The organism is Lachnoclostridium sp. An138, assembly GCF_002160765.1.
Taxonomy (GTDB): Bacteria; Bacillota; Clostridia; order Lachnospirales; family Lachnospiraceae; genus Laedolimicola; species Laedolimicola faecalis.
This window is the reverse complement of sequence record NZ_NFLF01000010.1, coordinates 68162-95090: the sequence shown is the minus strand read 5'-3', so window position 1 is coordinate 95090 and position 26929 is coordinate 68162. Positions and strand designations below refer to the sequence as shown.

36 protein-coding genes and 1 pseudogene are annotated in these 26929 nt (G+C 47.5%); 33 read left to right on the top strand and 4 right to left on the bottom strand.

Going from position 1 to position 26929, the window contains the following annotated elements; translation table 11 throughout:
• Positions 1-85: 85 nt before the first annotated feature.
• The 9 genes and pseudogenes from B5E82_RS10115 to B5E82_RS10075 form a co-directional block, all read left to right on the top strand.
• Positions 86-283, top strand: a complete 198-nt coding sequence (locus B5E82_RS10115) for a LysM peptidoglycan-binding domain-containing protein (RefSeq protein ID WP_087307423.1) — start codon at positions 86-88, stop codon at positions 281-283.
• A 114-nt stretch (positions 284-397) separates the two neighbouring features.
• Complete coding sequence (locus B5E82_RS10110; protein WP_087307422.1) at positions 398-1279, top strand: rhomboid family intramembrane serine protease; 882 nt, start codon at positions 398-400, stop codon at positions 1277-1279.
• A gap of 432 nt (positions 1280-1711) precedes the next feature.
• Positions 1712-2500, top strand: a complete 789-nt coding sequence (locus B5E82_RS10105) for a formate/nitrite transporter family protein (protein WP_087307421.1) — start codon at positions 1712-1714, stop codon at positions 2498-2500.
• A gap of 126 nt (positions 2501-2626) precedes the next feature.
• Positions 2627-3673: an aldose epimerase family protein gene (locus B5E82_RS10100; RefSeq protein ID WP_087307459.1), complete on the top strand. Its 1047-nt coding sequence runs from the start codon at positions 2627-2629 to the stop codon at positions 3671-3673.
• 300 nt (positions 3674-3973) lie between these two features.
• Entirely contained in the window at positions 3974-4414 is a 441-nt protein-coding gene (locus B5E82_RS10095; RefSeq protein ID WP_087307420.1) for a MarR family winged helix-turn-helix transcriptional regulator, read from the top strand.
• Positions 4411-5262, top strand: a complete 852-nt coding sequence (locus B5E82_RS10090; RefSeq protein ID WP_087307419.1) for a DegV family protein — start codon at positions 4411-4413, stop codon at positions 5260-5262. The genes B5E82_RS10095 and B5E82_RS10090 overlap by 4 nt, the downstream gene beginning before the upstream one ends.
• A 118-nt stretch (positions 5263-5380) precedes the next feature.
• Positions 5381-5578 carry a spore coat associated protein CotJA gene (locus B5E82_RS10085; protein WP_242966301.1) on the top strand — a complete coding sequence of 66 codons (198 nt, stop codon included), beginning with the start codon at positions 5381-5383 and terminating at the stop codon, positions 5576-5578.
• A complete protein-coding gene (locus B5E82_RS18490; RefSeq protein WP_242966300.1) occupies positions 5575-6060 on the top strand; it encodes a spore coat protein CotJB in 486 nt (161 codons plus the stop codon). The genes B5E82_RS10085 and B5E82_RS18490 overlap by 4 nt, the downstream gene beginning before the upstream one ends.
• 20 nt (positions 6061-6080) lie before the next feature.
• A pseudogene (locus B5E82_RS10075) lies at positions 6081-6275 on the top strand (manganese catalase family protein); the annotation flags it as partial.
• A gap of 33 nt (positions 6276-6308) precedes the next feature.
• Here the strand turns inward: B5E82_RS10075 and B5E82_RS10070 are convergent.
• From B5E82_RS10070 to B5E82_RS18485, 4 genes are all read right to left on the bottom strand, one after another.
• Positions 6309-7913, bottom strand: a complete 1605-nt coding sequence (locus B5E82_RS10070) for a recombinase family protein (protein ID WP_162610757.1) — start codon at positions 7911-7913, stop codon at positions 6309-6311.
• Between the two features lie 453 nt (positions 7914-8366).
• Positions 8367-9956, bottom strand: a complete 1590-nt coding sequence (locus tag B5E82_RS10065) for an SIR2 family protein (RefSeq protein ID WP_162610756.1) — start codon at positions 9954-9956, stop codon at positions 8367-8369.
• A 99-nt stretch (positions 9957-10055) separates the two neighbouring features.
• The gene (locus tag B5E82_RS10060) at positions 10056-10529 is read right to left on the bottom strand and encodes an ImmA/IrrE family metallo-endopeptidase (protein ID WP_087307415.1); all 474 of its coding nucleotides are present in this window, start codon (positions 10527-10529) and stop codon (positions 10056-10058) included.
• A gap of 18 nt (positions 10530-10547) precedes the next feature.
• Complete coding sequence (locus tag B5E82_RS18485) at positions 10548-11048, bottom strand: helix-turn-helix domain-containing protein (protein ID WP_242966299.1); 501 nt, start codon at positions 11046-11048, stop codon at positions 10548-10550.
• A 136-nt stretch (positions 11049-11184) separates the two neighbouring features.
• Between B5E82_RS18485 and B5E82_RS10045 the strand changes: the two genes are divergently transcribed.
• From B5E82_RS10045 to B5E82_RS09935, 24 genes are all read left to right on the top strand, one after another.
• Positions 11185-11385 (top strand): DUF739 domain-containing protein, encoded by a 201-nt coding sequence (locus tag B5E82_RS10045; protein ID WP_087307414.1) that lies wholly within the window; start codon positions 11185-11187, stop codon positions 11383-11385.
• A gap of 40 nt (positions 11386-11425) precedes the next feature.
• Entirely contained in the window at positions 11426-12184 is a 759-nt protein-coding gene (locus tag B5E82_RS10040) for a phage antirepressor KilAC domain-containing protein (protein WP_087307413.1), read from the top strand.
• 40 nt (positions 12185-12224) lie between these two features.
• The gene (locus B5E82_RS10035; RefSeq protein WP_087307412.1) at positions 12225-12491 is read left to right on the top strand and encodes a hypothetical protein; all 267 of its coding nucleotides are present in this window, start codon (positions 12225-12227) and stop codon (positions 12489-12491) included.
• Positions 12492-12649: 158 nt separating this feature from the next.
• Complete coding sequence (locus tag B5E82_RS10025; RefSeq protein WP_087307411.1) at positions 12650-12844, top strand: hypothetical protein; 195 nt, start codon at positions 12650-12652, stop codon at positions 12842-12844.
• A gap of 126 nt (positions 12845-12970) precedes the next feature.
• Complete coding sequence (locus tag B5E82_RS10020; RefSeq protein WP_087307410.1) at positions 12971-13198, top strand: hypothetical protein; 228 nt, start codon at positions 12971-12973, stop codon at positions 13196-13198.
• The gene (locus B5E82_RS10015; RefSeq protein ID WP_162610755.1) at positions 13185-13739 is read left to right on the top strand and encodes a sigma-70 family RNA polymerase sigma factor; all 555 of its coding nucleotides are present in this window, start codon (positions 13185-13187) and stop codon (positions 13737-13739) included. The genes B5E82_RS10020 and B5E82_RS10015 overlap by 14 nt, the downstream gene beginning before the upstream one ends.
• Positions 13730-14218: a helix-turn-helix domain-containing protein gene (locus B5E82_RS10010; protein ID WP_087307408.1), complete on the top strand. Its 489-nt coding sequence runs from the start codon at positions 13730-13732 to the stop codon at positions 14216-14218. The genes B5E82_RS10015 and B5E82_RS10010 overlap by 10 nt, the downstream gene beginning before the upstream one ends.
• The gene (locus B5E82_RS18975; RefSeq protein WP_442911305.1) at positions 14211-14348 is read left to right on the top strand and encodes a DUF6906 family protein; all 138 of its coding nucleotides are present in this window, start codon (positions 14211-14213) and stop codon (positions 14346-14348) included. The genes B5E82_RS10010 and B5E82_RS18975 overlap by 8 nt, the downstream gene beginning before the upstream one ends.
• A 25-nt stretch (positions 14349-14373) precedes the next feature.
• Entirely contained in the window at positions 14374-14703 is a 330-nt protein-coding gene (locus B5E82_RS10005; RefSeq protein ID WP_087307407.1) for a hypothetical protein, read from the top strand.
• Positions 14693-16003: an AAA family ATPase gene (locus B5E82_RS10000; protein WP_242966298.1), complete on the top strand. Its 1311-nt coding sequence runs from the start codon at positions 14693-14695 to the stop codon at positions 16001-16003. Before B5E82_RS10005 ends, B5E82_RS10000 begins: the two co-directional genes overlap by 11 nt.
• The gene (locus B5E82_RS09995) at positions 16003-17160 is read left to right on the top strand and encodes an ATP-binding protein (protein WP_087307406.1); all 1158 of its coding nucleotides are present in this window, start codon (positions 16003-16005) and stop codon (positions 17158-17160) included. The genes B5E82_RS10000 and B5E82_RS09995 overlap by 1 nt, the downstream gene beginning before the upstream one ends.
• Before the next feature lie 14 nt (positions 17161-17174).
• The gene (locus B5E82_RS09990; RefSeq protein ID WP_087307405.1) at positions 17175-17627 is read left to right on the top strand and encodes a DUF669 domain-containing protein; all 453 of its coding nucleotides are present in this window, start codon (positions 17175-17177) and stop codon (positions 17625-17627) included.
• Positions 17627-19204 (top strand): DEAD/DEAH box helicase, encoded by a 1578-nt coding sequence (locus B5E82_RS09985; protein ID WP_087307404.1) that lies wholly within the window; start codon positions 17627-17629, stop codon positions 19202-19204. The genes B5E82_RS09990 and B5E82_RS09985 overlap by 1 nt, the downstream gene beginning before the upstream one ends.
• Before the next feature lie 4 nt (positions 19205-19208).
• Positions 19209-21419: an AAA family ATPase gene (locus B5E82_RS09980; protein WP_087307403.1), complete on the top strand. Its 2211-nt coding sequence runs from the start codon at positions 19209-19211 to the stop codon at positions 21417-21419.
• 341 nt (positions 21420-21760) lie between these two features.
• The gene (locus tag B5E82_RS18120) at positions 21761-21934 is read left to right on the top strand and encodes a hypothetical protein (protein WP_162610754.1); all 174 of its coding nucleotides are present in this window, start codon (positions 21761-21763) and stop codon (positions 21932-21934) included.
• Positions 21924-22316: a RusA family crossover junction endodeoxyribonuclease gene (locus B5E82_RS09970; RefSeq protein ID WP_087307401.1), complete on the top strand. Its 393-nt coding sequence runs from the start codon at positions 21924-21926 to the stop codon at positions 22314-22316. Before B5E82_RS18120 ends, B5E82_RS09970 begins: the two co-directional genes overlap by 11 nt.
• A gap of 1 nt (position 22317) precedes the next feature.
• Positions 22318-22566, top strand: a complete 249-nt coding sequence (locus B5E82_RS09965) for a hypothetical protein (protein ID WP_087307400.1) — start codon at positions 22318-22320, stop codon at positions 22564-22566.
• Entirely contained in the window at positions 22544-22780 is a 237-nt protein-coding gene (locus tag B5E82_RS17895) for a hypothetical protein (protein ID WP_140393121.1), read from the top strand. The genes B5E82_RS09965 and B5E82_RS17895 overlap by 23 nt, the downstream gene beginning before the upstream one ends.
• Positions 22773-23108, top strand: a complete 336-nt coding sequence (locus B5E82_RS17890; RefSeq protein WP_140393120.1) for a hypothetical protein — start codon at positions 22773-22775, stop codon at positions 23106-23108. Before B5E82_RS17895 ends, B5E82_RS17890 begins: the two co-directional genes overlap by 8 nt.
• A 28-nt stretch (positions 23109-23136) precedes the next feature.
• Positions 23137-23574 (top strand): sigma factor-like helix-turn-helix DNA-binding protein, encoded by a 438-nt coding sequence (locus B5E82_RS09955; RefSeq protein WP_087307398.1) that lies wholly within the window; start codon positions 23137-23139, stop codon positions 23572-23574.
• 251 nt (positions 23575-23825) lie between these two features.
• Positions 23826-24752, top strand: coding sequence for a hypothetical protein (locus tag B5E82_RS09950; protein ID WP_087307397.1), 927 nt, complete (start codon positions 23826-23828; stop codon positions 24750-24752).
• Between the two features lie 17 nt (positions 24753-24769).
• Positions 24770-25000 (top strand): hypothetical protein, encoded by a 231-nt coding sequence (locus B5E82_RS09945; protein ID WP_140393119.1) that lies wholly within the window; start codon positions 24770-24772, stop codon positions 24998-25000.
• A gap of 58 nt (positions 25001-25058) precedes the next feature.
• Positions 25059-25559 carry a terminase small subunit gene (locus B5E82_RS09940; protein WP_087307395.1) on the top strand — a complete coding sequence of 167 codons (501 nt, stop codon included), beginning with the start codon at positions 25059-25061 and terminating at the stop codon, positions 25557-25559.
• On the top strand, positions 25559-26926 hold the full coding sequence (locus B5E82_RS09935) for a terminase (RefSeq protein WP_087307394.1): 1368 nt from the start codon (positions 25559-25561) through the stop codon (positions 26924-26926). Before B5E82_RS09940 ends, B5E82_RS09935 begins: the two co-directional genes overlap by 1 nt.
• The last annotated feature ends 3 nt before the right edge of the window (positions 26927-26929 follow it).

Here is a 26929-nt window from a genome sequence, read left to right as displayed (position 1 = left end):
CCCATTCAGCTGGGCGTATATCACAAAGATTTGACAGAGCGCATATAGTACAATATATAAAATAAGGAAGGAATGGAGTTTTGTCATGCAGCATAGCCAGGGCTTTCTTCACACCGTTCAAAAGGGCGATACGCTCTACCGGCTAAGCCGGCGCTATCATGTGCCGCTCTGGGCCATTCTTTATGCGAATCCATATATCAACATCTATAATCTTCAGATTGGAGATGAGGTCTGTATTCCTGCAAGGGTCTATCCAAAGGAAGGGATGCCGGTTGACAAATAAATAGGGGTCCCCTATAATAAATCTGTTATCTTATCCGGGCCATTCCGGAGCTCTCACAGAGGCTCCGGAATTCCGTATTGCGGAAGAACCTATGGAAGAAAGGAAGAAATCATTATGAACCTGCTGGACAAGCTGGAAAGAAAATTTGGCCGTTATGCGATTCACAATCTGATGTATTATATTATTATTCTGTATGCGCTGGGATATGTTATCGTGACGTTTGTCCCTCAGTTTTATGTGCAGTATTTAAGTCTGGACCCGACAATGATTCTGCGGGGCCAGATCTGGAGAATTATTACTTTTATTATTTATCCGCCGAATACAGGACTGTTTTATTTCCTGCTCAGCATGTATCTTTATTATTCTATTGGAAAAATCCTGGAGGCACAATGGGGAGCTTTCCGGTTTAATCTCTATTTTTTCACCGGAGTACTTTTGCATGTAGCAGCAGCGTTTATTGCCTGCTATGTGTTTGGCGCGAATATCGGACCTGCCTTTGGAACCTATTACCTGAACTATTCGCTGTTTTTTGCCTTTGCAGCCACTTATCCGGACATGCAGTTTCTGCTGTTTTTCATTATTCCGATCAAGGCAAAATGGCTTGGAATTATCAACGGCATTTATTTCGGAGCGACGATTCTCGTAGGATTCTTTGCAAGTTATCTGCCTGCGAATGTACTGATTGGCCTGCTTCGGGCGGGAATTGTGGCGCATCCTGCCTACAGCGTGATGGCTCTTGTTTCCCTTGGAAACTTCCTGATTTTCTTCTTTGGAATGCGGAATATGCGCCGTTATAATCCGAAAGAGATTTACCGCAGGCGGACGTATGCGAAGAGTGTAAAGCAGGGACAGAAGAACGCGACTACTCATAAATGCGCGATCTGCGGCCGCACGGAAAAGGACGGGGATGATCTGGTGTTCCGTTTCTGCTCCAAATGCAATGGAAATTATGAATACTGCCAGGATCATCTGTTTACGCATGAGCATGTAAAATAAAGAAATTCATAAGTCGAATACCCGCTGCAAGCAGAGGGGGCTCAACCTGGCAGCGCTCCAGGGGCGGGAAATTTGCACTCACAGGGCACTTACCCTCGCGGTGTCCGGCAAATGGACGTGCAAATGCAAGGTCAAGAAGACGGCCTGGGCCGCGTCCGCCTGGCTCACTGCCGCGGGAATCACGAAGGCGGTAGAATAAAAAGATTTCACGAATGTAAAATCATGGATGTATAAAAAGGACTGGCGTTCCGCAGCAGAACTGAGGGAGTATGCCGGTTCTTTTTTACGTCTTACTTCTGCTCAGAAAATCTTCCTACAGATAGTACGATAGTCTGGACTCCACGAGAGTGTTATAATTTTAACAAATTTAAGGCGGCGGGACGTATTATCGATTCGTCGTCAGCTCTATGAGGATAAAGGAGGAAATGAATCATGAACTCACCGGCAGAAATTGCACAAAATTATGTGGGAATCGGTAAAAAGAAGGTAGAAACGCCCATCCTGAAGCTGTTTATTCTGGGCATTATGGCAGGTATCTTTATCGGTATCGGCGCCATTGCCTATCAGACGGCTACGGCGACTATCGGGGGAAGCCTCGGAAAGCTGGTTGGCGCGTGCATGTTCCCGGCTGGCCTTGCTCTGGTATTGATTGCGGGAAGCGAGCTCTTTACCGGCAACTGCCTTCTGGTGATTCCGTTCCTGGAGAAGGAAGTGAAGTTCTCAGGCGTGCTTCGCAACTGGGTATTCGTATACCTTGGAAACTTCGCGGGAAGCATTATTCTTGCCCTGCTGGTTGTATACAGCCATACGCCCTCTCAGGTAGACGGCGCGCTGCTTGACACCATGATGACGGTAGCGAGCGGAAAAGTAGCCTTAAGCTTTGGAGACGCGCTTCTGCGCGGCATCATCTGCAACATGATGGTATGTCTGGCAGTCTGGATGTCCTTTGCGGGTAAGACGGTACCGGCAAAAATCATGGGACTTTATTTCCCGATTATGATTTTCGTGCTGGGCGGTTTTGAGCATAGTGTTGCAAATATGTATTATCTTGCAGCGGGAATCTTTGCAAATTCCGTATATGGCGTTGGAAACGCGGCTGTGAACTGGGGCGCAGCTCTGGTAAATAACCTGCTGCCTGTTACCATCGGCAATATCATCGGCGGAGCCCTGATCGGCATTACATATTGGTTCCTGTACTTAAGAGGTGCAAAGAAAAATTAATCAAAGGATCTGCGATGAAAAATTAATAAGCGGTTCTGCTTGACGGAAAGCGCCTTTATGTCTATGATGGACATAGAGGCGTTTTTTTCCCATATAAAAGACGCGGAAAATGGAGGAAGAGAGCTTATGAGTATTTTGGTGAAGGACTATGGCGTGACGAAGGATGGAGAGCAGGTAAAGCAGTACATCCTGGAAAACGCAAACGGGGTGAAGGCTGTGCTGCTGAACTACGGCGCGGTGGTTTCAGAGCTTCATGTGCCTGATAAGGAAGGAAAGCTGCGGGACGTGGTCTGGGGCTACGAAAAGCTGGAGGGCTACGAGGTGAATGCTCCCAATCTGGGCGCTGTGATTGGACGGAATGCGAACCGGACCGGGGGTGCACAGGTAACAATTGCCGGAAAGACCTATGAGCTTCAGAAAAATGAAGGAAATAACAACCTTCACGGTGGAGAGCCTGCATATGGAAGACGTGTATGGAAGGCTGTGATTGTAAACGATAATCAGGTAGAGTTTTCCCTGTTTAGTCCGGATGGAGATCAGGGTTTTCCGGGCAACGCGGAGATCAAAGTATCCTACACTCTGTCGGATGATAATGAGCTTCTGCTTACCTACACAGGAAAAGCGGACCAGGATACGGTATTCAATCTGACGAATCATTCCTATTTTAATCTGGACGGGGAAGAGTCTGACAGTGTGCTGGATCAGATTGTATGGATTGACGCAGACGCCTATACGCCTGCCGACAGTGGACTGATACCGACGGGAGAGATACGGAGCGTAGAAGGAACGCCGCTGGATTTCAGGACACCGACAGCCATCGGGGCTCGTATCAATGAGGCTCATGAGTCTCTGCAGGCTGGAAAAGGTTATGATCTGAACTATGTGCTGAAGGACGAAGGAGCATATACCCTTTGCGCAAGCATGTATTCAAAGGAGAGCGGCATCCGCATGGAGGTACGCACCGACGCGCCGGGCATGCAGTTCTACACTTCCAATTTTCTGGAAGAAAAGGGAGGAAAGAACGGCAGAGAATACGGTGTAAGAAGCGCTGCCTGCTTTGAAGCGCATTACTTTCCGGATGCGACTCATCACGAGAATTTCAAGAGTACGATTGTAAAGGCAGGAGATACCTATCACCTGAAGGCCGGCTATAAGTTTTCTGTAGAAAAATAGAAGGAAGAGAAAAGGACAGTGGCACACTGGCAGGTATGTCAGTGCGCGCAGCCGTAGATGCAGCAGAGAGGCAGCCATGCCGCCGGGGACGTATACAGCGTTTTCGGACGGTATGGCTGTTTTGCATCTGACAGGCTGTAAATAAACGGTGTTTTTCGGAAGTATATCTTGACAAAAGCTCCCATATGAAATAGTATACAGTGTGAACTGTTTACACTGTGAACAAATTTGCGGGCGGGGAGTGTGCGTTCTGCCCGAAGGTGGTATGATTCTATTATTTTGGGAAAGGAGAATCCTCAGATGGATATTTCGAGTGAAGATGTACTGAATGCCTGGCTGCGGCTCACTACAACAGTCAATAACGTACGTTTGGCCGGTGAACTGCCCTATTATGAGCTTCTGATCTGCGGAATCTTATATCGGAATCAGAAGAGCGGCGCACCTGGGAGTCTTACAGCGACAGAACTGTGCGGTGAGACACGGATGCTGAAGTCTCAGATGAACAGAACGCTGAACAGCATGGAAAAAAAAGGACTGATTTTTCGCACACGCTCCGCTCAGGATCGGCGTCAGGTGTATATTACCTTCAATATGGAACAGGCAGGGGTGTATGAAAAAGAGCATGCAAGAATTCTTGGCTGTGTGGAAGAACTTATGGACAGAGTGGGAAGACAGCGCGCAGGGGAAATTATACAGTTGTTTACACTGATCTCGGATATGGCAGATGAGGTGATAACATGATAAGAATACTGGTAGATTCTTCTTCTGACTACTGCCAGGAGGAGATTCGGGAAAAGGGACTTGTATTTGTGCCAATTCAGATTGAGCTGGCAGGAAAGGAATATCTGGATGGAATCGATCTGGATAAAAACAGTTTTTTTGAAATGCTGGAAGAGAGTGGTGAGTTCCCGCTGACTTCTCAGCCGTCTCCTCAGGTGTTTCTTGATATTTTTCAGGAGGTAAAAGAGCAGGGGGACGATCTGATCTGTATCCTTCTTTCCTCTCATCTGAGCGGTACATATCAGACCGCGCAGCTTGCGCGTCAGATGGCAGATTATGAGGAGCATATCTTTCTGATAGATTCCAGAGCGGCCACCTATAACATTAAGGTGATGGCAGATTATGCGCTGGAACTGGTGCGGGAGGGCCTGTCTGCGGCAGAAATCGCAGAGAAGCTGGAAAAGTTCAAATCCCGTGTCAAGGTAGTGGCTATGATTGACACTCTGGAATATCTCCGGCGGGGCGGACGGATTGGAAAAGCGGCCGCTGCTGTAGGAGATATGGCCCGTCTGAAACCCGTTATTACGGTGACAAAAGAAGGAGAAATCGGGGTAGTTGCCAAGGCTCTGGGAAAGAATAAGGCTATTAACGCAATTCTGAAATGGGTAGGGGAGCATCCTTTGGACGAGAGCTTTCCAGCGTATTCCCTTTACAGTTATGGTACGGAAAACAGCGAGATTTTTGAGGAGCGTCTTTTCAAAGAGGGCATACGGTTTGCAGAGCGTCTGCAGATCGGAGCTACAATTGGAACGCATATCGGACCGGGAGCTTTCGGACTGGTATATGTGGAGAAAGAACAGAATTCCTGAGATTCTTTTTTGCGATGATTCTGAGTGAGTGGCATATACATGTACATGTATATGCCACTCACTCATTCGGGATTTTTACATAAGATAATCTGAAACAAAGAATTGAAAGGAGTCTCTTATGGCAGACTGTCGAAATCAGGCGATGTCCGGAAGGGGATGTTCCAGGGAAGCTCTTCAGAGTATGCCGCTGGCCATGGCGTATGTGCCCTGGCAGTTCTGGGGACAGACCTACGAGCTGGAAAAAGCCCTCCAGTGCGGAACGATATTTCCTGAATTGAATAAACCATTTCTTGGAAAGCGGGGTGTGGCAAGATGATGCAGAACCAGAACTGTTCCTGCCAGCAGCAGGGGCGTCCCGGGATGTCCTGCCAGCAGCCGCAGATGTGTGGAAATGCCGGAAATTCTCAGATGCAGATGAGAGGAAATACCACAAATACCCAGATGAACATGCGCGGCGGTTCCTGCGGACAGATGCAGAAGGCAAATGCCCAGAGGAATGCTGCCGCCCGGATGTATCAGGAAAATCAGAGGAGTTCTTCCTGTGGTACAAATGAGCTTTCCAGGCAGCAGCTGATGAAGCAGGTCATGCTTACTGGTTTCGCGTGTGTAGACGCGTCCTTGTATCTGGATACACATCCCGATGATGTAGAGGCGCTTTCCTACTTTAAGGAGCACAACCGCATTTATCAGGAAGCAGTTGAAGAATATTCCAAGACTTACGGTCCTCTTACCATAGCACATGCGCATCACTGTGACGCGTACTGGAACTGGGTAAATCAGCCGTGGCCCTGGCAGTAGGAAGGAGGGAGTGAAAACCTATGTTTAATTATGAAAAAAGGCTGGAGTATCCTATTCATATTAAGGAAACGAACCCGAAACTGGCAAAGGCCATCATAACACAATATGGCGGACCCAACGGGGAACTTGGAGCTTCCATGCGGTATCTGTCCCAGAGATACACGATGCCGTACAAGGAGTGCGCCGCTTTGTTAACTGATATCGGTACGGAAGAATCAGAGCCGGGGTGTTATACATGAAAAGAATCCTTATATTTTCAGCCTTACATCCAGCTCAAAGGGCGGCGTGTACCAGCCGCCGCGGACCTTCGGTTCCGAGCTGTCGCTGCGTTTCCGGACGGCAGCAGGGCGGTAGTAGTCTATTCTCTCAATGACGGCCTTCAGATAATTGTTCTTCAGCGGTACTGGCACCGTGTCGTCCTCCAGCGCGTTCAGCGCATCGGACAGCCGGGCGATCTTCTCCCGGATCTGCTCCGGCGTCTTCGGAGCTGCGGCGCGTGCCTGCTCCAGAGCTTTCCGGGCAGCCTTCTTGCTGGCCTGCAGGCGTTCATTCAACTGGTCGAAGATTTCCTTCGGCATTTCCCCATCGGCGTATTTTTCCCACTGACGGAGCTCTTTCTGCTCCAGCTCATGGAGACGTCCCTCCAGTGTCTTCAGGGTGGTTTCGCTGGCCCTGGCGGCGTCAAAGGTCTCCTGGTTTAGCTGCACCTGAAATTCCGCGATGGTCTGGCGCAGGATGCCGGCCACAGCCTCCTCAAGTTCGCTGTAAGAACAGGAACTGCTCCGGCACCGGATCTGGTTGCTGCAGAGCATACGGGGCGGGCAGGTGTCTTTCTGGCCCTTCCGGCGGTAGAAGCGGAAAGACATGCTGTAGCCGCAGGTGCGGCAGAATACGAGGCCTGCAAAGGGATTTACAGGCGTATAGTCGTGGCGGGTCCGGGAGGTCTGTTTCAGCAGCTCCTGGGCCTCCAGAAACAGCTCATGATCCACCACGCGGGGCTGCTTCCCATCGAATATCTCAAAGTCCTTTTTGCGCGGGCGCATCTCCAGGACTTTCCCATCCACAATCTTATGCTCCACGGACCGGCGTCCCCAGCAGACCTTCTGGTCATAGTGTATGTTCTTCAAAATCTCCTGAACGGCGGTATAAGTCCAATGCTCGCCCTTGGGCGGCTTCTCGCCGATACTGTCCAGATAAAGACCGATGGCATAGGGAGACACCCGCTCCCGGACGAATTTGTGGAAAATGAGCCGCACAACGTCGGCCTTTTCATTTTCCTTCAGAGTGGGGCATTTCCGTTTGCCTTCCTGCACCCAGCACTTATCCATGCCGTAGGGCGCCACAGAAGCGATATAATTCCCCTGGCTGACGGAGAGCTGGCGGCCGCGGTTCAGGATCTTCTTGGTGTACTCCAGGAACTCATTGCCGCGCTTCAGTTCCCGCTCGAAGAAGTCACGGTCATATTCGTCTTCCAGATCATAGATTTTGTGCGGAGTGATCACCTGGGTGTGGGTGAAACGCAGAATTTTCATCAGCCGGCCGGCGTCTTCCAGGTCGCCGCGGGAGAGACGCTGGACTTCCACCACAAGGATCGCTTTAATGTCCGGCGACTCGATGAGCCGCAGCAGCTTCAGAAATTCCGGCCGGTCTTTGATGGTCTCCCCGGATACGACTTCCCGGAAAATATTCTCTTCCGGAACCGGTCCGGGGAGATTCCGCTCGGCCCATTCCCGCAGAATCGTCTCATGCTTTGAAAGAACTTCTTCTACGGAGAGATATGGGTCGTCTGTCCGGGATTTCCGGAGATACTGGACGATTTCGTCTGGCCGGAAGGATATTTCTGTTCTGTACATGTGATCAGCTCCTTGTTCCCTGGTGTGTGCCTGCAGGCTTGGTGTATGATTTATTGTATGCCCGCAGGGAGGCGGATTTGTGTTGCGACGTCGCAACAGCATTCCGAAAAAAGGGTACAAAAAAGACAGCCAGCGGGAACGGATGTTCCGCTTGCGGTGGCTGCCCGGAGAATGTTATACTTTTATTTGCAATTGAAGAAAGTAGCCATTCTCCAGATGCCAGTCGGTTTCCTATCGCGGGCATAATAGGAGACCGGTAAAATAATATTGACAATGTAGAATAAAATCATTATAATATGCATATGTTAGCTAAGAAATCAATAATAAAATTGATAGGCTAATTATTATTAGAGAACATGGGACAGAAATGTTCTTAAAGATTTCAAATCAAGATAAGCTGATAGTGTTTTTGGTGTGTACCAGAAAATGTCTATCAGCTTTTCTTTGTCCTGATCATGCCCAAAGGTTTTCGGAAAGATCGATATACATTACACATCTTTTAAAATGTGTTGAATGCATAGCAGATTCTCTGGATGATTTAAAAAGATTGCAGCAAAAAGCCCTGATTTGTTCGATGGTATAATTTGAAATATTTTTCAACATTAACCCAGCTTGCTTGTTTATATCAGGGAGTTTTGCAGTTTCAGCCAATAAAATATCATAATCAATAATATCAGGAAGAGCATGGAGTTGCTTTTGGATATTAGAGGGCAATAATTTGTCCATTGTATTATGTGTATTAATATAGTTTTTTAATTTAGTATTAGATTCTATAGACACTGTTGCATTTTTCACATATTTAAACACAGGAAGTAGACGTGTCGAGGCAATAGATTTGAATCGCTCTAAGCACATCTCGTTTGGGCTAAAATGCTTGTTGTCAAATAAGATATCTTCAAAAATCATATCGTCGGCTAATAGACCGTAACCAAATTTATTTAAAATATTTTCTCTGTAGCCTATGGCAATTGCCAAAGGCTTTGTTGACAAATCAACGGATTCCAAATTATCAATACCTACAATTACCGATTCAGCACTATTTGTAGCCACGCTTTGGTCGACAATGGTTTTAACCAATTTTCTAGTTTCACGAATACGAGAAGGTGAGATTCCAGGAGTTATTTTATTTAAAATATCATACACCATAGAAAAATTATCTGTTTGAATTTCAGTGATAGGAATTTCAGCGCCGCTTTGAGTTGTAATAGTTCTTTTGATTTCTTTGAGACCCAACTCGTTCTTTTTATAGCTAATAAAAATAAAATGTTCATCAATATTAAACAATTCTTTGGAGGTCAAGCAGCTAAGAAAGTCGACAATTATTGTTTGAATATTTTCATCAGTAAAGGAATATCCCAAAAATATAATAGGAGATTCTGCAAATAATGTAAGCATTTTTGCTATAATAAGTTTACGAGATTCAGAGAACTTTTGGTAATCTGATTCTGTAATAATTATAGAATTTGCATCAGATACACTACCGTGAATTTTATATATTTCAGCGATATTGTAGCTATCAGCTGAAAAAAGTTCATTTTGATGAACAAAAACTTTGAAATCTGATGGGAATATTACTTTTTCTAAAAATAAATCATAATTTGTAGTAATAACGGCTGAGATTTTGTTTTTTAATTGCTTAAGTTTACTGATTTCCAAATCAGTTTTGGCAGAGCGATATACGGGTAGATTTTTAAAGTATCGTGACAGAAACATTTTGTAAGGAGATATATTTCGTTTAACCCAACTAGGGTTTTTTACACGATCTAGTTTGATTTTGCGATCAAAAAAAGCAGCATTAAAAAGGTCTTCAATGACAGAGGCCATTTTTACATTGACATCAAAAGGGGACAATCCTTGTCTAATAAAGGATTCTTTATATTTTTGATATTGAAAAGGATCAGCTCCTATTTTTTGATAAGAAAGCAGTAAGAGTTCATCCCAATTGGGATAATTATATAGATACCTTTTAGATAATCCGGAGCCTATAAAAAGTAATGGCATTTTTCTGTTTTCAACAATTTTATCTAATGCAGTGTATGTCATAAGAATTCTCCTCATATGTAAACACAAGTAATTCATTTTTTCGCAAAACACGAATTGGATTGTCTGAATAATAGCACAAGGTTTCGTTCATTCTGCAGACTATGAAAGCAGTTCCATCACAGCCAGGCACGGTTCAAAGAATATGATATAGTTATCTATTGATACGTAGGGGCTGTACTTTGAACGGTAGCACTCCAGCGCATCCTTGAGAAATTCCGGGGTCACATCCAGAAACTCAGCCATCTCTTCAGGAGAAGTCCTCCGGGCTTTGTAGGCATCTATGATTCCCTGCAGGCCAATGCGGTCATTGTAGGCAGTCAGTCTTGCCTTCAGCTCCTGCTTCTGGTTATTCATGGATGTCAGGTCTGTGATATCTCCAACAGTCGTATAATGGTGTCCCAGCTCTTCTGCCAGAACGCAGGCCCGTTCAGTCTGCGTCTCCATATCTTTATCCAGTGCGATGACTCCATCGCAATACAAACCCTTAAGACGGGTGCCTGAAAGGTCATAATTTTCATAGACCTTCACATTTTCTTGTGAAGCGATTTCCAATAATTCTTCATATTTGGTCATGTAAGAATACCTCCGGACCTATTTCCGGGTGGATTTTACGAAGGCGGCAAACTCTTTGATTTTATCCAGCTCTTCCTCTGTGTATTCGTCGCCGTCGAAGTGGGCGGCGATGGTGGTGGGCTGTTCGTTTACTGTTTGAACATTATCAAATCCTGATAGTTCATAGAGTTTGAGGGCTTCTTCTTTAGAAAGGGTATCAGCTTTGTCCTCCGCGCCGCTCATACGTAGCATTAATTGTACGGCTTTGAAAATAGCTTCTTCGGTATCAGAGGCTTCAATGTTCACATAAAGTTTATGCTTTCCTTTACCATCTTTTGAATCTGACCACCCCATTAAATAAGCCGGTGATACAGAAGCAGTTTTGGCAATGGCTTCTATTTTGTCGGAAGGAATATTGGTGATAAGGTTGTTTTCATACTTGTATAAAGTTTGTTTGGAAACATTAATTTTATTTGCGAAGTCAACTTGGCTCATGCCAGTTTCCTCTCTTAACATTTTGATTCTCTCACCAATTGTCATATAATCAGCTCCTTTTTGAAAGTAACTTTATAGTAGCACAAAAATGTTATAAAAGCAATAAAAAATATCTTGACAAGTTACAAAAATGTGGTAAGATGAGAGTAACTTAAAAAGTTACCAAGAAGGAGAGAAAACAATGATTAAAACTGATGAATTAAGAGGAATTATTGCAAAAAATGGATTTTCTCAATCGGATATTGCCGCAAAAATCGGTGTGACGCCCAAAACTTTTTATGAAAAGATGAAAATAGGGGTGTTTGGAAGCGATGAAATTCAAATTATGATTGATGAATTACATATATCTAATCCGGCAGATATTTTTTTTGCTAAGGAGTAACTTATAAAGTTACAAAGAGCAGAAAGGAAAATAAGTAATTATGAATGAGTTAATTAGAGTGAATTATGAAATGGCACAGCCGACAGTATCGGCCAGGGACTTACATGAGGGGTTGGAGATTGGCACAGAATTTGCAAAATGGTTTTCAAGAATGTGCGAATATGGTTTCTCCGATAAATTGGACTATTCAGAGGTTATCGTCAAAAATGACGAAAACTCAAAAGGTGGCAGACCGGCGGCAGATTATCTGATTTCTGTGGATATGGCAAAACAGATTTGTATGATTCAGCGTACGGAGAAGGGTAGACAGTACCGTCAGTATTTTCTGGATTTAGAAAAAGCATGGAATACACCGGAGCAGGTATATGCAAGAGCTTTAAAAATGGCGGATCAAGCCATTGAAAGCTTAAAAGAACGATGCAAGTTCTTGGGTGGACAAGTCGAAGAGCAGCAAAAGACTATCGAGGAATTACAACCCAAGGCTTCATACTATGATCTGATTCTTCAATGTCCAGATTTGGTTTCCGCGACCGAAATTGCAAAAGATTATGGCATGGGCGCACGGAAATTTAATGAATTGCTTTATGGTATGGGTGTTCAGTTCAAACAGAGCGGCATTTGGTTTCTCTATCAAAAATATGCAGGATTCGGATACACAAAGTTAAAGACTCACAATTATTCTGATAGCTCTGGAATGCAGCATTCTAAACAGCACATGTATTGGACTCAGAAAGGCAGATTATTTTTGTACGATTTTTTGAAAGACAAGGGTATTGTTCCGGTTATAGAAAAAGCATAGTACGAAATCTTGAATATCGTTGTGTGGGAGATGAGAAAAGTTGCAGAGACATGAGATTATCAATACGCTCTTTCAAAAATATGGTTCCTGTGGGGTAACAAAAAAAGGAATTGAAAAGCTTGTAGATCGTGGTATTGGCAGAGGATATAAAGAAGAGCTTGTTTATTTAGGTTTGGATCAGGTGCTGTGTAAAAACTATACCCGTAGCAGATACCGAGGGTGTGAGCCGAGAGATGAAAGGTTTTACATAGAAGATGAGGAGCTTCGAGCAATAATGGAAGGAAGGGAGCCTGTATTGTGGTCATAACAGAACAGGTTATCTCTTCGGAGTCGTAGCCCAGCGGAAGGAGCGTCCGGCTATAGAGGAAGGACCCGGGTTCGAATCCCGGCGGCTCCATTACAGATGCGCAGCTGTAAGCAACATATACAAGCATAGAGACATAGGATAATCATGGAGGTGATACTGTGGGTCAGGATGAATACAGGCTGGAGAACACCTATCATTTTCCCAACGCCATTGTCCGGGTACACAGACCGGTCCTGACGGAGGAAGAGGAGCAGCGTCGGATGGAGAAGTTTAAGGAAGCCACGGCGCGGTTTCTTACAGCAGTATACAGGGAACGTGAAAAACAGAAAAGCGAGAATGAGGCCTCTGCATAAGAGGCCGGAGAGGACAGGCATGAAGAAGATAGAGCATTTTTTCGAGGAAACGCTGCCGGGACAGCTCATCGGTACGGCATGTGCGGTGGCTCTGCCGCTTCTGCTCCTGATATTGGGGGTGGCGGTATGAACAGGCGGGAATACATACTCAGGCTGGCTTATGATGAGCTGTCGGATGAACAGATCCTGCAGGGGTTCGCGGAGCATTATCTGTGCGCTGGTATGTCTACCAGAGCGGTTTGCAGGGACGTTTGTCTGGCGGCATCGGCAACTGCGGCGAAAGAGGTTGGAGAGAGGCTGATGAAGACATTCCGAATTCTGGCCGGGAAGGAGGATGCAGATGACAGCGTATAAGAAGGCCTTGGTTTTGGAGAACCTCCGGCTTGCTTATTGGACAGCCTCAAAATATAAGAATTGTGGGTTCGAATTGGAAGAGCTGCAGGGAGTTGCGTTGGTGGGACTTGTGGAAGCGGCGGATAAGTATATCCCTACAAAAAGCAGTTTTTCGACCTTTGCAGTCCGTGTCATCTCAAATGAGATTATGGAGAGATTGAGGCGCGAGAGAAAACATCTGGGGACTGTTTCTCTGGATGAGGAGGTGATTACTTCCCAAGACGGAGATAAAGTTTCTTTGCTGGAACTGCTGCCAAGTCAAGAAAGAGGATTTGAGAGAATAGAAGCCAGTCATATTGTTCTGCCGCTGTTCCAATGCAGAAAGTTAAGGGAAATAGAACGAAAAGCAGTTTATCTGACTATTTGTAAAGAAATGAAACAGCAGGAAGCAGGAGAGCACTTGAATGTAGCGCAGTCCTATGTCAGCCGGTGTGTGAAATCTGGGCTTAGGAAAATGAGAGACTGCTATCCGGAAGAAAGAGAGGAGAAATTATGCAGATGAAGGAGATTGCGAACCGCTTGGAAGACGCTGAGATGCAGATGTGGGCATTGTCCAGCCTGCTCTTTGTAGCAAACGAAGCAGTGAAGGACAAGCCTGAGCCGGAAGGCGATTATGCTGGCGTGCTGTATCTGGCCAGCGATATGGCGAAAGAGCTGGAGAATGAGCTCAGAGCATTGAGAGAGCTGGCGTTTGATGTACTGCACCAGAACAAGGCTCTGCCGGAAGCAGTTCAGACTGAAAATCCGCCGGGGGGGGGCAAAGTGAAGCCGAAGGCCGAGAGGAAAAGAAAAACACTAGACTGGGGAAAGATACAGGCGCTGCACAGAGCAGGATGGTCCCATGCGAAGATAGCAGATGAGATGGGTTCCACGGTGAGTACAATCACCACGGGACTGTCACGATTGAGAAGGGAGGCAGAAGAAAGTGGGAAGAAGCAGAGCGGTGAAGCCGACACTGGGGCAGAAAAAGTTGATGACTGAAGCAAGGTTGATAGTGAAAAATTGGCTGGTGCTCCGGGAGGACGCCGAAGAGCTTCGGCTGGTGAGCAGAGCATCCGGAAGAAACCGGACCATTAAAAAAGCCCCCGCGCCGGCAAGCAGAAGGGGCTGAGTTAATCACTCAAGGAAATTATATCATGAAAGAGGAGGAAAAGAAAGTGAGTTATTATAAAAAATGTTGTGAAAGGCCGCATGAGGCACCTGAATTCTGTAAAGAAGGGATTCAGCATTATGCTGATTTGATTATGAAAGCCATTAATCCCATGGAAATAGGAGATACGCTCTTTGCTGTTGTAGCACTGGAGAAGTGTGCTGAATGTATAAGCAGACAAATTCCGGAAGAGTTGAAGTCTTTAAAGGAAGTCTTATCCGGCATAAAGCCCAGTATGGGTACAATTGATTTGAGCAATATGTCTCCTGAAGAGATAGAAGCTTTGATGCAGCAGCTCTACGATCATGATGAATAAGGAGGATATCAATATCATGGACAACATCAAAATCAATAAGCTGGAAATAGAAAATGTGAAGCGTGTGAAGGCCGTCAAAATCGAGCCTACAGCCAACGGCCTGACCGTCATCGGTGGCCGGAATGCTCAGGGAAAGACCTCTGTGCTGGATTCCATCGCCTGGGCCCTTGGTGGCGACCGGTTCCGGCCCTCCCAGCCGCAGCGGGAAGGCTCCGTTATCCCGCCGAACTTACATATTGTTTTAAGCAATGGCCTTGTGGTAGAGCGTAAGGGCAAGAACAGCGACCTGAAGGTTACGGATCTGGATGGGAATAAGGCGGGCCAGCAGCTCCTGAACTCTTTTGTAGAGCAGCTGGCTCTGGACCTTCCCAAGTTCATGAACAGCTCCGGGAAGGAGAAGGCTCAGACGCTGCTCCAGATTATTGGAGTGGGAGATAAGCTCACGGAGATGGAGCAGGAAGAAAAAGAGCTGTACCAGGAACGCCTGGCCATCGGCCGGATTGCGGACCAGAAGAAAAAGTTCGCCAAAGAACAGCCTTACTATCCGGATGCGCCAAAGGAACCGGTTTCTGCTTATGATCTGATCCAGAAACAGCAGGCGATTCTGGCCCAGAATGGAGAGAACCAGAGAAAGCGGGAAAATCTGCATCACTTGGAGGAGCAGGCACAGCGGATCAATGAACAGCTCTCAGAGCTCCTGGCCAAGCAGAAGCAGGTCCAGGCAGATCTTGAAATTGCCCGCACTTCTGCGCTGGACCTTCAGGACCAGTCTACAGAGGAGCTGGAGCGCAGTATCAGTGAAATTGATGAGATTAACAGGAAGGTCCGGGCCAATCTGGATAAAGACAAGGCCGAAGAAGACGCCCTGAATTATGAAAATCAGTATAGGGAGCTGACCACGAAAATTGAAGAGGTCAGGCAGAGCAAGGTGGAGCTTCTGGATCATGCGGAGCTTCCGCTTCCGGGTCTTTCCGTCGCAGAGGGAGAGCTGATCTATAATGGCCAGAAATGGGACAACATGTCCAGCGCGGAGCAGCTGAAGGTCTCCACGGCTATCGTCCGTAAACTGAATCCTCAGTGCGGATTTGTCCTGCTGGACAAGCTGGAACAGATGGATCTGGAGACTATGCGGGAATTCGGTCAGTGGCTGGAAGCAGAGGGTCTGCAGGCAATTGCCACGCGGGTCAGCACCGGCGGGGAGTGCAGCATCATCATCGAAGACGGCTATGTGGTTGGCCAGGAGCATTCGGAGGCCCCGGAGGCGCCGGCACAGCCGAAATGGAAGGCAGGTGAATTTTGATGAATATTATCAGAGGAAAGCAGCCGGGAGCGAAGAAAGTGGTCATTTACGGGCCGGAAGGCATCGGGAAGTCAACCTTTGCTTCCCGGTTCCCGTCCCCGGTATTTATCGATACCGAGGGTAGCACAAAGGACATGGATGTGGCCCGGTTTGAAAAAGCCTCCAGCTGGCAGATGCTTCTGGATCAGATTGAATATGTCCGGACGCATCCAGATGTCTGCCGGACGCTGGTCATCGACACGATTGACTGGGCGGAGCAGAAGTGCGTGGAGGCTGTCTGCGCACGGCACCACAAGTCTGGCATTGAAGATTTCGGCTATGGTAACGGATACGTCTATGTAAAGGAAGAGTTTGGACGCTTTCTGAATCGCCTTTCGGATGTGGTGGAGGCGGGGATCAACGTGGTCCTGACGGCCCATGCGCAGATCCGGAAGTTTGAGCAGCCGGACGAGCTGGGAGCATACGACCGCTGGGAGCTGAAGATCGGTAAGAAGACTGCTTCCCAGACTTCTCCCTTAGTGAAGGAATGGGCGGATATGCTGCTCTTTGCGAATTACAAGACTCTTTCCGTGGCTACGGACAAGGATGGAAAGAAGCACAAGGCCCAGGGAGGCAGCCGGGTTATGTACACCAGTCATCACCCTTGTTGGGATGCAAAGAATCGGTATGGACTTCCGGAAGAGACACCCTTCGACTATGAGGTGATTCGCTCTATCATTGAAGGCGGCGCCGGTACTGCAGCTAAAGATCCCGCTGTGCAGAAACCATCATCTGAATCTGATAGGCGTTCGGAATCTCAGGTAACCCCGCATTCTGCTTCGGCGCAGCAACATGTAGAAGATATTCCGGATGGTACGCAGTTTTCCCTGGACGATATGATGAATCATCCGGAAGAGCCTAAGCCGCCAAGACAGACTCCGGCTCCGAATCCGGTCAATGAGAAACTTCCGAAGGCACTCCGGGATCTGATGAATGTCAATCAGGTGACGACCTGGGATATTCAGGCCGTCGTGGCCAAGCGGGGATACTTTCCGGAGGATATGCCGGTGGAAGATTACCCGCAGGATTTCATTGACGGTGTTCTGGTAGGTGCATGGCCGAAGGTTTATGGAATGATCAAGGACATGAAGATGGGGCAGGAAATACCATTCAAATAAGGAGGACATGAGTTATGGAAAACACAAACATCGACAGAGAGTTAAGCTGGGATGATGAAATCGAAAAGGATAGCGGGGAGTTTATACTGCTCCCCGAAGGAGACTATGAGTTCACGGTAGAGAGCTTTGAGCGTGCCCGGTATCAGGGCGGAGCGAAACTCCCACCCTGCAATATGGCCGTCCTGAATATCCGGATAGACACCCCGGAAGGAAGCGTCGTGATTCCGCACAGGCTGTATCTGCATACCAAGACAGAAGGACTGATCTCTACGTTCTTTTCAAGCATCGGCCTGAAAGAGAAGGGGCAGAAAGTGAAAATGAACTGGAACGCAGTGCCCGGGGCTACCGGTCGCTGCAAAGTTGGCATCCATGAGTGGACTAATGATGCTGGAGAGAAGCGGCAGTCAAACGATATCAAGCGTTTCTACCCCAAAGAGCAGAGAGCATATAAGGCTGGTGATTTCTGATGGAGCTGAGACCATATCAGCAGGAAGCCAGGGAACGGATCTTCCAGGAATGGGAAAAGGTTGACAAGACACTCCTGGTCCTTCCGACCGGGTGCGGAAAAACGATTGTGTTCGCAAAAATCACAGAGGACTGCGTGCGGCGCGGTGATCGGGTCCTGATCCTGGCGCACCGTGGGGAGCTTTTGGAACAGGCGGCCGACAAGTTGGCGAAGGCCACGGGCCTGGGATGCGCCACAGAGAAGGCAGAAGAAAGCTGCCTGGGTAGCTGGTTCCGGGTGACGGTCGGATCTGTCCAGACTCTGATGCGGGAGAAGCGCCTGAACCAGTTCCCTGCGGATTATTTTGACGACATTATTATTGATGAGGCCCATCATTGCCTGTCTGACAGCTATCAGCGGGTCCTGAAGCATTTCCCGGACGCAAAGGTGCTGGGCGTCACTGCGACGCCCGACCGGGGCGATATGCGGAATCTGGGGCAGTATTTTGAATCCCTGGCATATGAATATACGCTGCCAAAGGCGATCAAAGAAGGGTACCTGTCCCCGATTAAGGCCCTGACACTGCCACTTAAGCTGGACCTGTCGGGGGTGAGTGTGCAGGCAGGAGATTTCAAGTCTGGGGAGATTGCGACAGCTCTTGATCCGTATCTGTACCAGATTGCGGATGAGATGCTGAAATACTGCGCAGACCGGAAGACAGTGGTCTTCCTCCCATTGGTGAAGACCAGCCAAAAATTCCGGGATATCCTGAATCAGAAAGGACTGCGCGCGGCAGAAGTTAATGGAGACAGCAAGGACCGGGCGGAAGTGCTGGAAGCGTTCGACCGGGGAGAATATGACGTATTATGTAACTCCATGCTGCTGACGGAAGGATGGGACTGCCCGGCGGTGGACTGCATTGTGGTGCTGCGACCGACAAAGATCCGGAGTCTGTACAGTCAGATGGTCGGCCGTGGGACCCGGCTTTATCCGGGGAAGGATCATCTTCTTCTCCTGGATTTCTTGTGGCATACAGAGCGGCATGAGCTATGTCACCCAGCCAGCCTGATCTGCACTGACGAAGAAGTGGCAAAGCAGATGACGGCGAACATCGAAGAAGCCGGATGCCCGGTAGATATTGAGGAGGCTGAGAAGCAGGCTGCTGAGGATGTAGTGGCCCAGCGGGAGGAATCTCTGGCCAATCAGCTTCGGGAGATGCGCCGGCGTAAGAAGAAGCTGGTGGACCCGCTGCAGTTTGAAATGAGTATCCAGGCTGAGGACTTATCCGGATATGTGCCGGCTTTTGGCTGGGAAATGGCGCCGCCTTCAGAAGGCCAGAAAAGGACGTTGGAAAAGCTGGGAATATTCCCAGATGAGATCGATAATGCCGGGAAGGCGTCGAAGCTGCTGGAACGTCTGGACAAACGCCGACAGGAAGGACTCACGACGCCGAAGCAGATACGCTTCCTGGAGGGACGCGGCTTCCAGCATGTGGGTACCTGGCAGTTTGAGACCGCAAAAAATTTAATTGACCGGATCGCTGCCAATGGCTGGCGTGTGCCATACGACATTAATCCCGCGGAATACATAGGAGCATAAGAGTATGGAAAGAGGCTATGACATTAAGGACGTATTAGAGAATCTGAATCCTGCAGAGCTGGACTATACGGAATGGCTGTCTGTAGGGATGGCCTTGAAACAGGAGGGGTATCCGGTATCTGTGTGGGACAGCTGGAGCCGGGCAGACCGCCGGTATCATGCCGGTGAGTGCGAACGGAAATGGGCCGGTTTCCGGGGCAATTCGGCGCCGGTGACGGCCGGAACTATTGTGCAAATGGCGAAGGACCATGGCTGGCGGCCAGAGATGTCTGGGCATGAATTGGGCTGGGATGATGAGATAGAGCGTGATGATCTAGTAATAGTGGATCAGAACTGGATCGAAGGAAAAGAGGTTGCAGAACCGTCCGATTGGCATCCTGCGGAACAGTTGATTCGATACTTGGAGACGCTGTTTGAAGCAGGAGAAAATGTTGGGTATGTAACTGCCAGTTGGGAAAAGACCGACGAGAAGGGAACTCGCTGGGCGCCGCAGAAAGGGAGCTGGGACCGGACAGCCGGACAGTTGATTGAGCAGCTTTCTAAGTGCGATGACGATATAGGGGCTGTGCTGGGTGATTACCGGCCGGAAGCCGGCGCTTGGATACGTTTTAACCCGCTGGACGGAAACGGATGCAAAAATGAGAATGTGACGGAATATCGGTACGCCCTGGTAGAATCTGATGACACGGATCTGGAAAAGCAGAATGCCATTATCCGGGAGTTGGAACTTCCGGTGGCCTGCCTGGTACACTCCGGTGGAAAAAGCCTGCACGCAATCGTCCGAGTGGATGCAGCCAATTACGATGAATACCGAAAACGGGTGGATTATCTGTATGACGTCTGCAGAAAGAACGGTCTGCAGGTGGACCAGCAGAATCGGAACCCCTCACGCCTCTCCCGGATGCCGGGAGTCATGCGGAATGGCCATAAGCAGTATTTGATTGACACGAATATCGGAAAAGCCTCTTGGAACGAATGGTACGAGTGGATCGAAGGCGTCAATGACGACCTTCCGGAGCCGGAAGGCCTGGAAGGGGTCTGGGACGACCTGCCGGAGCTCTCCCCGCCGCTTATTGACGGGGTGCTGCGCCAGGGGCATAAGATGCTGCTGGCCGGACCATCTAAGGCAGGAAAGTCTTTCGCATTGATTGAGCTGTGCATCTGCATCGCGGAGGGCCGCCCATGGCTGGGATGGAACTGTACACGGGGCAGGGTGATGTACGTCAACCTGGAACTGGACCGGGCAAGCTGCCTGCACCGTTTCAAGGATGTTTACCAGGCCCTTGGATGGGAGCCGCATAACCTGAAAAATATTGATATCTGGAACCTGAGAGGGCGCTCTATTCCCATGGATAAGCTGGCCCCGAAGTTAATACGACGGGCCGCTAAAAAAGGCTATATCGCAGTTATAATCGATCCGATTTACAAGGTGATCACCGGTGATGAGAACAGCGCTGACCAGATGGCTCATTTCTGCAACCAGTTTGACAAAGTCTGCACAGAGCTGGGGACAGCCGTTATCTACTGCCACCACCACAGCAAGGGCAGCCAGGGCGGGAAGCGCAGCATGGACCGTGCATCAGGCTCCGGCGTGTTCGCCCGGGACCCGGATGCACTGCTAGACTTGATAGAGCTGGAAACGACAGGAACGCTGATGGACCAGGAAGAAAATAAGGCAGTCTGCAATACCTGTATTCAGTATCTGGATTCACATTTTGAGTGGCAGGATGACCTGGGGCAGGACGCTCTGTGCAATTCCGGTCAGATGCTGGCCTACTGTGAAAAACACCTTACAAAGGCCCAGATGGACGCGCTGAAGGCTCAAATAGGAGCCGCAAAGCAGAAGGTGAAGCAGTTAACCGCGTGGCGGATTGAGGGCACTCTGAGGGAGTTTCCGAAGTTTGAGCCGGTCAATCTGTGGTTTGATTATCCTATTCACCGGGTAGATAAGATCGGCTCTCTGAAGGATATTCAGCCGGAAGAAGAAAAAGCGCCCTGGCAGAAAGCTATGAGCAAAAGAAAGTCTCCGGATCAGAAGAAAAAGGAGCGGAAAGAATCCGTCGAGATGGCTTTTGAAGCATGCGGAATTGGAGAAAAAGTGACCGTAAAAGACCTGGCTGAGTACATGGCGACGACTGAAAAAACTGTAAGAAATCGGTTAAAAGAGCATGGCGGCTTTGAAATAGAAGACGGGGAAGTAAGGAAAAAAACGTGATTTTTCCTTTTTCCCTCGGAAGGAAAAAAACATGCCTGCACGTTATTTTCCCCAGGGAAGGAAAAGAAAAAATACGTTACTTTCCCTCGGAAAGTAGGGAAAAATTCTGTTATTTTCCCTTTCCCTCAAGTGAGGGAAAAAACATGATTTACGTTTTTTTCACAGGGAAGGAAAAAAACTACTCTCCCTACGGGAGAGTAAAGAGATTTTTTCCCTGACAAGTCAGGTAGGGGAAAGTAGTCGTGCGACAGCTTACGCACGACGACTCCTTCCCCTGACTCCCTGACAAAAAGATTTTTCACAAGATGATGCAATTTCACGCGTTAAAGGAGTGAAGTGACATGACAGAAAAAGAATACAGGTCGATTCAGAGCAGTATGGATCACTTAATCGAAAATCTGAAATTCAAAAATTTTACAGAGCGAGAACAGCACGCATACAAGTCTGGGATCTTGGCATGTAAAAGTGCTGTGTCAAAATGCAATCCGGAAAGAAGGGATGAAAATGAAAAGTGAGTTCTTCATGGCAATGGACCCGCCGACGGTTACGCATCAAGAGAAGCAGGTCCATGTGGTCAAAGGTAAGCCAGTATTTTATGAACCGGAAGAGCTGAAGAGGGCGCGGGTGAAGCTGATGGCCTACCTGGCAAAATATGTTCCGGAAGCTCCGTACACTTCTGGGCTGGAGCTGGTGACAAAGTGGTGCTTTCCGCAGGGGCGGCATTCTGACGGCGAGTATCGGATAACCAAGCCGGATACGGATAACCTGCAAAAGCTCCTGAAGGACTGTATGACGGCGTTGAAGTTTTGGACAGATGATGCGCTGGTGGTCCGGGAGATAACAGAAAAGTTCTGGGCGGAGGTTCCGGGGATCTATATCCGGATTCGGGAGCTGTAGCATGGATGAGCTGAAGTTGATTTTCCAGTTGATAAACGATATCTGGAGGTTTTTGAAGCGGTATCAGGGAATACCGCTGGAGGAAAAGACCTGCGAGGAAATCCGGAGAGAGCAGGAGGCAATAGTGGGAAAGTATAAAGCGTCGGAAGATGTCTGCAAACTGGCCAGTGACATGCTGGCGGCTGCGCTGGGATATTTGTACCGATGCGACAGGAGGAGAGAAGACGATGAAAATCACAGTTATGCATGATGTTTCACCAGATTCTGAACGGTGTGTTTATGGCGGTGATTTCTGGGGGAAAAATGTGTGCGGATACCATACTCACAGAGACAGAACACATGGAAGAAAAGCGCCAAAGGAACATGCTGTTCCAAAGTGTGTATTGTTTGATGTATGGTTGGATGAAGAATATAAAAAATGTACCGAATGCAAAAAGGCATGTGAGGAGGAGAAAAATGGATAGGATGACGCATGAGCGTGTAAATGGAATTAGGGCAGGATACTGGTCACCGGAAAAGAAGGAAGAGCTGGTACAGCGTCTGGCAGCATACGAGAACACAGGATTGGAGCCAGAAGAAATTTCTGCAAAAATCGAGGCATGTAATATTTACAAAAGCCTGGGACTCACTCCGGATCAGATTCTGCGGCTGAAAGAGAGGATGGAGCTGGCAGAGGATATTATCGGTGACATTGATGATGAATGGACCCGAGGACATTTCGATAACTATTGGGTAGGGCAGCGTCTGGATAAGTGGTATGGACGTGAGAGCGAGCCTGAAAGATTTGTTTGAATGTAAAAGATAAAAATCGGGAGAGGAGATGGTAGTGATGGAGAGGGAGCAGTTGGAGCGGTATCTGAGCCAGAAGGAGGAGATCCGGGAGCTGCGGTATAAACTGGAGCACCTGGGAGAGGGAGACAGCCTGATAGGGAACAGCACAATATTTGATTATTCCACCGGATACCCCAAGCCGCAGGCGGTAGTGGGATATGATTACAATAAGGAATGGCGTCTTCGGGAAAGATATGAGACCCGGCTGGAGAAGCTGCAAGTGGACTGTGAAGAAACAGAACAGTGGATAGAGGCGATTCCTGACAGCCAAACGCGCCGGATCTTCCGGATGTATTACTTGGAGGGTGAGACGCAACAGAAGATTGGTAAGAAACTCCATTTAGATCAGAGCAGCGTGAGTAGAAAAATCGAAAATTTTTTAAAGTTGCATAGCATGCATAAAATACATAATTATAATAATACTTAGGGAACCCAGCGAGGGGCCCAGACGGCAGATGTCTGTGAGTTATTATAAATCTCCTCTTAAACATGATACGGCGGCCAGGTGTCACAGCTTGGCTGCTGAATCGGTCCAGGCAGTGCGCCGGCGGAAACGCGAAGACTGCCATCCCCCTAATAACATTTTTTTTGAGAAAGCACCCTGTAGAGCATACGGGGTGTTTTCTTTTGTCGATTATTGTGGTATAATTTGGAAAAATGTTTATAGGAGGAAATATCATGAGGCTATATGGTATGTATTTTATTTGTAACTCTTGTTTATCTCTTGTTGCCGATATGAAACTTTCAAATAAAGCAGGAGCGAATATAAAACATGTTGTGGGCTGGCAAGAAAAAAGACGTGTATTAAATCGGTTGGCAAGTGTTCATCCTATTCATAAGCAAGTGAGAAAACTGTATGATTCGATACCGGCGACGCAACAAGATATGGATGAGTTTGATATTCCTCAGTCAGTTGCCAATGAATTTATTAGAGCAAGAGGTGAACTTTTAGCTTCTATGGAAACGGTGATAAAAATGTATGAAAGTGTAAAGCCAATTCGAGAAAATGAAATAAAAACAGGATTTGATATATCGTTGCCTAAATTTCATGACATAGAGGAATTTTCAAAATGTTTGGATGACCTGAATTTTGTATTTAAGCAATGTCCATATTTAAATAATCAGGATGCAGAAATAAAATACGATTCGGTTGATGTCGGCTCCACTTGGGTAACATTTTTGATAGCGGGTTCTTCAGCTTTAATGATATTAAAAAATTTGGCTCAAATTGTAGATATGGCGGTCAAAATTAGGTCGCATGTTGCAACTGTGAAAGTACAAGAAGAAGCATTAAGAAGCCTTGAGATGAAAAATGATTTTCTAGGAGAATTTCATAAAACATTTAAGGAAGTAAATAATGTAATTACTGAAAAATACGTAATTCAACTAAGACAGGAGTTAGGTGAATTAAAAGACGGAGAAGAGATTGACAAAACAAAACGTAGTTTAGAAAAATTAGCTTATTGGATGGACAAAGGCTTACAGATTTATTCTGCGATCGACGCAGTTCCAGAGGCAAGAGATTTATTTCCAGTTCAAGACGATATGATTTCTTTATCTGATGATTTGCAGAAGCTGATAGAGATGAGGAAAGAAGAAAAATAATGAAGGAGGGATTACTGATGTGTGAAGAATTTATAGTTCATGATGTAATTCAGACTTTATATGAGCATAAAGTGACTGATAAAGAATTACAAGAAGATTGTATAAAGAGGAATAAAAATTCAAAATTTATTTTAGAACTGGAGAATATGCTTAAAAAATACAGTGTCGGATATGACTGTGATTTTAAAGAACTTCAAAAGAGAATAGCGGAAAATGTAAAAAAAGATATTTATCAGATCGTTGATTGAGCGGAAAGCACCCACTGGGGTGCTTTTCTTATGCCAAAAACCAAGGAGGTGAGCCTGAGTGACCAAAAAACAAAAACGTTTTATAGAAGAATACCTGATAGACCTGAACGCCACTCAGGCCGCCATCCGCGCAGGATATTCTCCTAAGACTGCTAAGGATATTGGCTGCGAAAACCTAGCAAAACCCAACATTTCGGATGCTATAGATAAAGCAATGGCTGAGAGGTCCAGGCGGACCGGAATCAATCAGGATCGTATCCTGTTGGAGCTGGCACGAATAGGTCTTGCAAAGATTACCGATGTCGTAGACCCTGACACGGGAAAGCTCCTTCCTAATGCCTCTGAAGACGACCTTGCCTGTATCCAGTCTATTAAAATAAAACCGAATGAGTTTGGAACTGAGAGGGAGGTAAAGCTGTATGATAAAAAGTCGGCCTTGGTAGACCTTGGAAAGCACCTGGGCATGTTCAAAGATAAGGTGGAGCTGTCCGGAAGCCTGGAGACAGAGAAGACGAAGCTGGATGACCTGATTCAGCAGATGCGCGGCGGTGGTGGATAGTGAGTGCGGAACGGCTTTTACTGTCAGAAAAGTACAAGGCTTTTCTGCAGTGTGACGCGCCGGTGGAGTTCCTGGAGGGCACCACGGCTGCAGGAAAGACAACCGTCGGCCTGTTCAAGTTCATGCTGAAGGTGGCTGAGAGCCCAAAGAAGCTACACATCCTGGCCGCGGATGACACCGGCGCAGCCGAGAAGAATATCATCAACAAGGACCTGGGAATCCTGGATGATTTCGGTGTCCTGGTGGAATATAAAGGCAACGGCTCCGGTGAGTACAAGATGCCACATCTGCTCTTCCATACATCCGGCGGCGACAAAATTATTTTCGTAGTAGGATACGGAAACAAGCGCAAGTGGAAGGATGCCCTGGGTGGCCAGTACGGCTGCCTGTACATTGATGAGATCAATACCGCGGACATTGACTTTGTCCGGGAGGCGGCCATGCGGTCAGATTATCTGATGGCAACGCTGAATCCCGATGATCCGGCGCTGGAGGTGTATGAGGAGTATATCAATCATTCCCGGCCGCTGCCGGAATGGGTGGATGAGACGCCCCAGGAAATTATAGATGAGCTGAAAGAAGAACCAAAACCCGGCTGGGTACATTGGTTCTTTTCTTTTACCCATAATCTGGGCCTGCCTCCGGAAAAGCTGGAGCGGATTATCCAGACCACACCGAAAGGGACGAAGATCTGGAAAAACAAGATTCAGGGCCTACGGGGTAAAGCCACAGGGCTTATCTTTCCAAATTTCGACCGGAAAAGGCATGTGGTCTCGGCCGCTTGGGTAAAGCAGCAGGTGCAGCAGGGCAAAATGAAATTCCGGAAATTCTCAGCCGGCCTGGATACTTCCTACTCGGCCAAGTCTCCGGATACGATTGCGATGCTCTTTCAGGGCATCACTGAAGACAGGAAGCTGATCACTCTGGCAGAAAGAGCCTATAACAATAAGGACCTGGACGTGCCACTGGCTCCCAGCGACACAGCTGTGAAGTTCGTGGAGTTCCTGGAGAAGTGTCGGAAGGAATGGGGCTTTGCCAAAGACACTTACATAGATTCAGCGGACCAGGCAACCATTACAGAGCTACGGAAGTATAAAAGGCTGCATGGCTGTCTGTATAATTTCTGGGACGCTTACAAGAAGCTGGAGATTCTGGACCGCATCAACCTGCAGCTCGGCTGGATTCAGCAGGACTGCTATCTGGTGGTAGATACCTGCACGGAGCATCTGTCGGAGCTGGAGCGGTACAGCTGGCAGGAAGATAAGGACCTGCCCGAGGACAGGAATGACCACACCGTGAATGCTGGTCAGTATTCCTGGATTCCTTATAAACACCTGATTGGATTTGAGGAGGAAAAGAAGAAATGATTT